Genomic DNA, 7500 nt, shown 5'->3' with positions numbered 1-7500 from the left:
GGTCAGGAAGGCGCGGCCGAGTTTGGCGCTTAGTCCGCCCTTCCTGATGAGTGCCGACGCCTCCCGGCGCCTGGCTGTCAGCCAGTCTTTGGTGATGTCTCTCACCTCCTTTCCGTCCGATGATGGGGGAGGGGGGGCGTCTCACGCGCCCGCCCTCGGGGCCTGCTCGACAGGCCAGCCTCGGCGGCAGACGGTAGGGGTCCACCGCCGATCCGGTCAGTAGTCCTGGGGCAGCATGATCGTCAGGACGCGCCGGGTGCGGTCCGGATCGGCCGGGGCCTCCGATCCGAACTCGTAGTCCAAGTCATAGAGGTCGATCTTCCAGAACAGCTTGACCCCGTTGACTTCGGGCGCGCCGAAGCAGTGATCGCCCCACGGGTCGTTGTCCTCGGTGAATGTGTCGAAGGCTGCGACGGTGCGCAGGGCGTCGAGGACGAACGCATCGCCCATGCTCTGGACGGCCTGGGTCACGACGACCTGTCCGCTCGGGGTCTTGGGGGTCGCGCCATCGGTGATGGACTTGCGGAAGGCGTCGTTCTGGGCGGCGATCAGGGTCGCCTCGGCGCTGGTCTCGGTCGTGGTGTCGGTCTCGGGCACGGGTTCATCCTTCGTGGTGCGAGACGGTTGCCGGTCTTGTGCCGGTCTTCCGCCGATGGGCGAGGCCGCGCCTGATCTGGCTTTGAATGGCCCCTGCCATTCGAAGGGCAGAGCAGGTGAGGGCGCAGCCCGACCTGCGGCCGGAGGGGGCGGGGTCCACCGGGCGGAGGGCGAGCTGGCGCGGCCCGCAGCGCGTCAGCGGGAGGACACGGGCTCGCCCGGAGCCGACGGCCCCCCGGGCCGGCGCTTGCCGGTTGACGACGGCCCGTCCGGCTGGCTGGCGGACCACTCGGCAGAAAGGGTGTCCGGCCCGCCCGGGCCGGGCTTCTGCCCCTCGACCCCGGCCCCGGGCCGGGATCTCCATTTACTGCCTCATAAAATCGTGACCCAAGGGGCCGCGAAGAGTCTCAAGGGTCGACGAATGCCCGACGAGTTGAAGGGCAGGAACTGCGCCCCTTGGGGAAAACGTTCCGTTAGGGTCTAGATCCGCGGCGTGAGCCGTTCCGAAAGCACGAGAGGGCCCAAGCGGAACTGCTCTGGTGTTTCACTGAACTGTACCGGAAGCGCGCGGCTAAAATGAACGCAGTGGAGTGCCTGCCGAGAAGGCCTTGGCTACCGTCAGGTATCGCCTCTTGCGCGCCGCAGGGCGCCTAACGCTCCCAGCGCGCCCATGAGCAGCCAAACCCCTGCGGGCAGTGGAATAACTTCTAGCGTCGCGGCCTGCACAAGGAAGCTACCGGTCGACGAATCTGCAAAGCCGACGCTGTCCCCAAACTCCCCCTGCAGCGTCAGGAGCCGGAATGAGCCATCAGCCTCGTCTCCCGCAGCTGCGAAGAGGAACCGCAGCATCTCTTCGCCCGCGTCGTCGAGCGGATCGTCCCGCGCTATCAGGCTGAACACGTCGCCCGCAAACTCCAGCTCCTCGATGCCGAAGTCTGGGTCGAGCGTCAGCACGGGGCCGGTCGCGTTCTCGCTGATGAGGTCCGCCCCGGTGAAGGAGGTGAAAGAGGTGTTGGCGGCGAAGAAGAGCGTGTCGCCTTCCGTCACCTCGCGATCGCCGATTGTTGCGGCTTCGGCAGCGATCGTGCCGAGCGCGCCCATCGCAACTACTGCCGCGCCTAGGGCAGCCGTCCGTTTCCCCGTCATTATTGCCATGATGGTTATGCCCTTACCTTCCGCTTCAAATCCGTTGGAGACAGCGCGGTCGTCCGCCCCGGCCCCTTCATCCACCTCAGAACACGAACGTGTCGGCGAACATTTTGTCTATGCTGTCAGGCACGTCCCCTGAGATCACCAGAACGTCGCTGTCGGCTCCGTACTGGAACCGCACAGACGTCCCCGCGAAGCCGATCGACGCCTCGTCCACATCGCTCCGCGCGATGCCCACGAGCGTCTCGCCCGCCTGCCAGTCGAGGATGCGCGCGTAGTCCTGCATGCCGTCGCCATTGGTCTCGGCGAAGTCGAAGACGTCTACGCCGTCCAAACCCCGCACGACATCGCCCCGGCCCCCGCCGCGGGTGACGAGGTCGGGGGCGTCGGTGCCGGTGACGGCCTCGCGGGCTGGGGTGCCGAGGACGGGCGCGTTGTCGTCCCTGTCCGCGATCCCGTCGCCGTCGCGATCTTCGAGGAGCGCGAGGCGCACCGTGGCGCGATCCTCATCGGTGCCGTCGCTTACGACCACGTCGAAGGTCGCCACGTTGTCGCCGCCACGCGCGAAGGCGGCGTCACGGACGGCGACGGTGCCCGTGTCCGGGTCGATCTCGATCCTGGACGCATCCAGGCCGTCCGCGCCTTCGACGTCCTCTAGCCGGAACTGCAGGGCGTCGCCATCGGCATCGGTCGCGAAGAACTGCACCACCGGTCCGTCGGACCCCTCCACGACCTCGTAGACAGGGAGGATCTGCGCCAGTTCCGGCGCGGCGTTGCCTCGCCCCGGCACGTCGACGCGGATCTCGGCATCGGCCCCGCCTCGGCTGCCGTCGAAGGCACGGTAGAGGAAGCTGTCCACCGCGCCGTTTGCCGACGCCTCCCGTTCCGGGTCGAGTACGTATGAGGCCGACCCGTCGCGCGTGACCGTCAGCGTCCCGTAGCGGCCTTCGACGACCCAGGCGTCGCCCGGCTCGGGGGGCCGGATGGCCCGTCCCTCGGCACGTAGGAGCGTGACGCGCAAGGGCCCCGACGCATCGAGGTCCAGGTCGTTGGCTAGGATCGACGTCGGCGCCGCGCCGGGCGTGAGGAGGTCGTCACGCGCGACCGGCGCCAAGTTGATCTGCGCGCCTGGGATCACGCCTGACAGGTCCTCCGGCAACGCGACCGTCACGCCCGTGCCGGCGAAGGTCACCTCCTCGATGCCGGTCAGCCGATCCACCGCGCCGTCCGAGCCTTCGAGCAGCCAGGCGCCTCGTGCGAACCGCAAGGCGCCCTCGTCGAGGGCGGCGCCCGCTACTACGACGCGGTCCGTGCCCGCGCCGCCATCGAGATCGTCCGCGCCGCGCCCGCCGCGCAGGACGTCGTCGCCCGCACCGCCCTGGATCGCGTCGCGTCCATCGCCGCCGCGCAACACGTCGTCGCCGGTCCCGCCGCGCAGCACGTCGTCCGCCGCGGCGCCGTCCAGAGTGTCGTCGCCGGCGCCGCCCACGAGTTCAAATGCCGCGTTGTCGGGCGCCGCGAGGACGTCGTCCTCGGGCGATCCCTCGAGCAGACGCGTCCCGATCGGCGAGAGGAACACTGCCGTGTCGAGCAGCCCGTCCACGCCATCGGCCACGCGCACGACGATCTCGTTGTCGCCCACGATGTCGATGGGCGCCGAGATCCGCAGCGTCTGCCCGTACGCGTCGGCGCGCAGCATGTCCGCGAACGCGCCGTCCGGGCCCACGTTCGAGACGAGCGTGCGCCCGGTGAACGCGCCGTCCACGGGCGTCGCCGCGCCCGCCCGCGTCACCTGCGCCGCCGTTCCGTTGACGGTCACCGAGACCGCGTCGCGCAGTGCGGCGGCGGTCCGCTCGGGGAACTCCTCGGTGACCAGCGTCATCTCGAACAGATCGAGCGTCATCGTCTGTTCCAGGCCCGCGGGCACCTCGCCGCCGAACAGTTCCTCGAAGGTGAAGCGGTAGGTCAGTTCGACCGCGTCCTCCTCGACGCCCGGAAGGCCCAGGTCGCTCGAGAGGTCCGCTTCCGGCGCGAGGCCCTGGGTCGATCCCGACCCCACGCCGGAGACGTCGTCGATCGCGCCGCGTTCGAGAAGATAGACGAAGCGTGGCGCACCCGCGTCGACTTCGAGGGGCCGCGCGAGTTCGAGCGTGATCGCGCCGCCGACGCCCAGCGAGACGTAATCGCCCGCCCCGGCATCTCCGAGTGCCAGATCGACCTGCGCGAAGTCCACGAGGCCGTTCACCGTCCCGTCGAGGGTCCGATCACGCCCGACGCCCTCGGCCGCGCCGGGGGTGAAGCGCACCTTGTCCTGCGCGCTGACGACGAGGTCCGAGAGGCCGTCCGCGCTTGGAGCTAAGAGCGCCAGGAGGTCCGAGTAGCTAAGGAACGCGTCTTTCGGGGCGTCGATGTCGGGGATCGCGCCAACCCCCACATCCGCATCCGAGATGATGAGGCCATCAAGGTCGAGCCCCGCCGTGCGCGCGAGAACCTCGAGCGGCGGCGCGCCGCCGGGATCGCGGATCGTGATGCTGCGTAGGCCGTCCAGCGCCTCCGGGATCTCGGCCCGCCACACGTTCGTCTGCCGCGCGCCGATCTGGACGATGCCCGGCTCGTCGGGCGAGATGCGCTCGAAGACGAGGGCCGCCTCTCGGACGGGGCCGCCCGAGGCGAGGTTGGGACCTGACAGATCGACGGCCGAGCCGGTCGAGAGCACCACGCCGGGATCGCCGAACGGGCCCGCGTGGGTGCCGAACCCTTCGCCGGGGCCGTCTTTGCGCAACTCCGAGGTGATGAGGGGCGCGAGCACCGCGTCAGGGCGCGCGAACTCGTCGACGTCCACCTGACGGCGCAGCGATCCCAGAAGGACCGCCGCCATGTCGACCCGGCCCAGCCCCTGCTCGACGGCCGCCGCCGCCACACTGGCCTCTTCGTTGAGGGCCGCGTTCAAGCCGAACCCTCCGAATGGGAAGCGGCCGACGTAATCGACGTCGCGCTCTAAGCTAAACCCGAAGATGTCTGCCGTCTTGACCGTCGCGACGAGCCGACCGAACGGCGTGATGTCCAACGGGTCCCGGTACCGGATCGTCGCGGTGCCGTCGAAGTTCGTCTGAAGGCTGTAGTCGCTGGCTGAGCCGAAGAGCACGAGACGATCGCCCTCGCTCGCGCGCAGGTCGGTTTGGACGAGCCCACCGCCGAGGAGGCCGGCTTCGTCGGCCAGCACGAAGAGATCCGCGCCCGCCCCGCCTTCGAGGGTGTCCCGTCCGTCGCCGCCTCGCAGCGTGTCGTCGCCGAGGCCGCCGACCAGCAGATCGTCGCCGCGCCCGCCGTCCAAATCGTCGGCCCCGGCATTGCCGCGCAGCGTGTCGTTCCCGCCGCCGCCCTCCAGCGTGTCGCGCCCCGCGGCGCCGCGCAGCAGGTCGTCCCCGGCGCCCCCAAGGAAATGCGCGCGTTCGAGGCCGGAGCCCTCGACGCGATCCGTCGGCACCTCGTCAGGCGGAACCCGGATCGACGCGCTGATCGTGCCCGACTCGCTCAGGCGGGCGACGATCTTCGTCGCGGGCCCGGACGCGGACCAGTCGATCAGAGCCGTGTCGGTCCCCGCGCCGCCGTGAATCGTGTCCATGCCGAAGCCGGTCACTAAGGTATCGTCGCCATTCATGCCGTAGAGCCGGTTGTCGGCGCGGCCCGCTTGGCCGATGCGGTCGTCGCCCGAGCCTGCGACGAGGATCGAGAGGATCTCGAAGCCCGAGGCCACGCCGCCCTGCGCCGTCGCGACGCGCTCGGACGCGGTGCCCGGCACGGCGAAGACGAGGTCGCGATCCACGGTCTCGTAGGACAGGTCGAGCCCCAACGCGTCGAGACCCGATCCGCCTTGCAGGAAGAAGGTCTCGGCGTCGGTCGCGAGGTCGGCCGCGACCGGCTCGGCCACGCCCTGCGCGACCGCCCCGGACACCCGCAGGATCGTGTCGTCGCCCAAGCCGCCGTCGATGGCGTCGGCGCCCCTTAGGGAGCGGGCGGTGTCGTTGCCGCCGCCCAGGACCAGAACGTCGCCCGCCGCCCCGTCGAGCACGACGGCGTCGTCGCCCGCGCCGGCGAAGAGGGCCAGCCGCTCGATCCCGGCGATCTGCAGGCCGGTGCCGTCCGAAGGCGCGCCGAGGCGGCCCGTGCCGCCGGAATCGTCCATGCGCAGATCGAGCGCACGGCCGTCGCCGCTGTACCGCAGCAGGAGGGTGTCGAACCCGCCTCGCCCGTCCACCACATCGGTCTCGCCTGCGCGAAGGCCGGCCCCCGGGTGGATGACGTTGTTCCCCCGATCCGCGAACAGGCGGTCGCCGAAGGCATCCGTGCCGCGCAGGTTCTCCAGGCCGCGGGTCACGTCGTAGTCCACGCCCCCCGACGTGGGCGAGACGGCGCGGCCCACGGATTGCCCCACGTCTAGATCGAGCGCGGCCAGATCGCGCGGATCGAAGAACCGTACACCATTGCCCGCGTAGTCGTTCCTGATGAGCCCGGTCTCGGCGACCCGCGTGATCCAGTCCGCATCGATGTCCACGTTCACCGCACCGTTCAGGTCGGACCAGTCTCCCCAATCCGTGCCGTCCCCGCCGTCGAGGACGTCGAAGCCCACGCCGCCCATGAGGTCGTCGTTCCCATCACCGCCCTGCAGGAGGTCGTCGTCGGCGCCGCCGTGCAGGTCGTCCGCACCGTCGCCTCCCGCGAGGCTGTCCGCGCCCGCCTCGCCGCGCAACGTGTCGTCGCCGCCGCGCCCGCGGATCGCGTCGTCGCCCGCACCGCCGTCGATGCGGTTGTCGGTGCGGTCCGCGCCGATCTCGTCGCTCCCGCCCGAGCCGACCACGTCCTCGAAGCTGTTATCGGTCCCGTCGCCCACGACGCGGCCGAATCGGTCGAGAATGGCCTCGCCGGTCAGCCGGTCGCCGATCGTCTGCCCCCGAAGCACCGCGGTGCCGCCGCCCGCGCCCTGAAGCTCGATCACCAGCCCGGGGCCGCCCGTGATGCCCGAATAGTCGAGCAGGTCGCGGTCGCGCACCAGCGACGCGATCACCTCGCCGCGCGGCGCCGCGCCCACGATCTGCACGGCGCGCAGGTCGCCGCCATCCAGACGGTCGCCGTCCACGCCGCCGCGGATGCGGTCGCTGCCGGCGCCGCCCATCACGTTGTCGACCCCATTGCCGCCCGCGAGGTCGTCGTCGCCGTCCAGGCCCTCCACGACGTTCGCGCCGCCGTCGCCCACGAAGCGGTCGTCCTCAAGTGTCAGTTGAAAGTTCTCGACCCCAGAGAAGGTATCGTCCTCCGCATGCCCGCCGCGCGCCGTGCCAGCCACGAGGTCGATGCGCACGCCCTCGTCGGACAAAAGGTAGGTCGTCGCGTCCGCATCCGAGCCGCCGCCGTGCAGCGCATCTGCCCCCGCGCCGCCGATCAGCAGGTCCGCGAGGGCGCCGCCCGTCAGCGTGTCGTTCCCCGCGCCGCCTTCGAGCGCCATGCCCACGAGGCGCAGGCCCTGCAGGTCGTCGTTCCCCGATCCGCCCACGATGCGCTCGATGTCGCCGAGCGTGTCGCCTGCCGCATCGCCCGCCCAGCCCCCGTACACCTCGCGGCCCAGGCCGAGCGGGCGGTACCCGATCACGAGGTCGTCTGTCGCGTCCTCGTAATCGGCCGCGTCGAAGCCGTCGCCGCCCACGAGCGCGTCCGCCCCCGCGCCGCCGCGCAGCAGGTCGTCGCCCGCGCCGCCGC

At 70.8% G+C, this 7500-nt stretch carries 3 protein-coding genes; all 3 read right to left on the bottom strand.

The genetic code is table 11. The features are described 5' to 3' along the window. Positions 1-216: 216 nt before the first annotated feature. The gene (locus jaqu_RS14865; protein WP_043919790.1) at positions 217-597 is read right to left on the bottom strand and encodes a DUF3768 domain-containing protein; all 381 of its coding nucleotides are present in this window, start codon (positions 595-597) and stop codon (positions 217-219) included. Between the two features lie 618 nt (positions 598-1215). Beyond that, a complete protein-coding gene (locus jaqu_RS14860) occupies positions 1216-1698 on the bottom strand; it encodes a VPLPA-CTERM sorting domain-containing protein (protein ID WP_043919789.1) in 483 nt (160 codons plus the stop codon). Positions 1699-1828: 130 nt separating this feature from the next. Beyond that, positions 1829-7500: calcium-binding protein (locus jaqu_RS14855; protein WP_043919788.1), on the bottom strand; the 5672-nt coding region annotated here is incomplete at its 5' end.

The organism is Jannaschia aquimarina (genome assembly GCF_000877395.1).
Taxonomy (GTDB): Bacteria; Pseudomonadota; Alphaproteobacteria; order Rhodobacterales; family Rhodobacteraceae; genus Jannaschia; species Jannaschia aquimarina.
The sequence above is the reverse complement of the archived record's forward strand: the minus strand, read 5'-3'. Positions and strand labels throughout refer to the sequence as shown.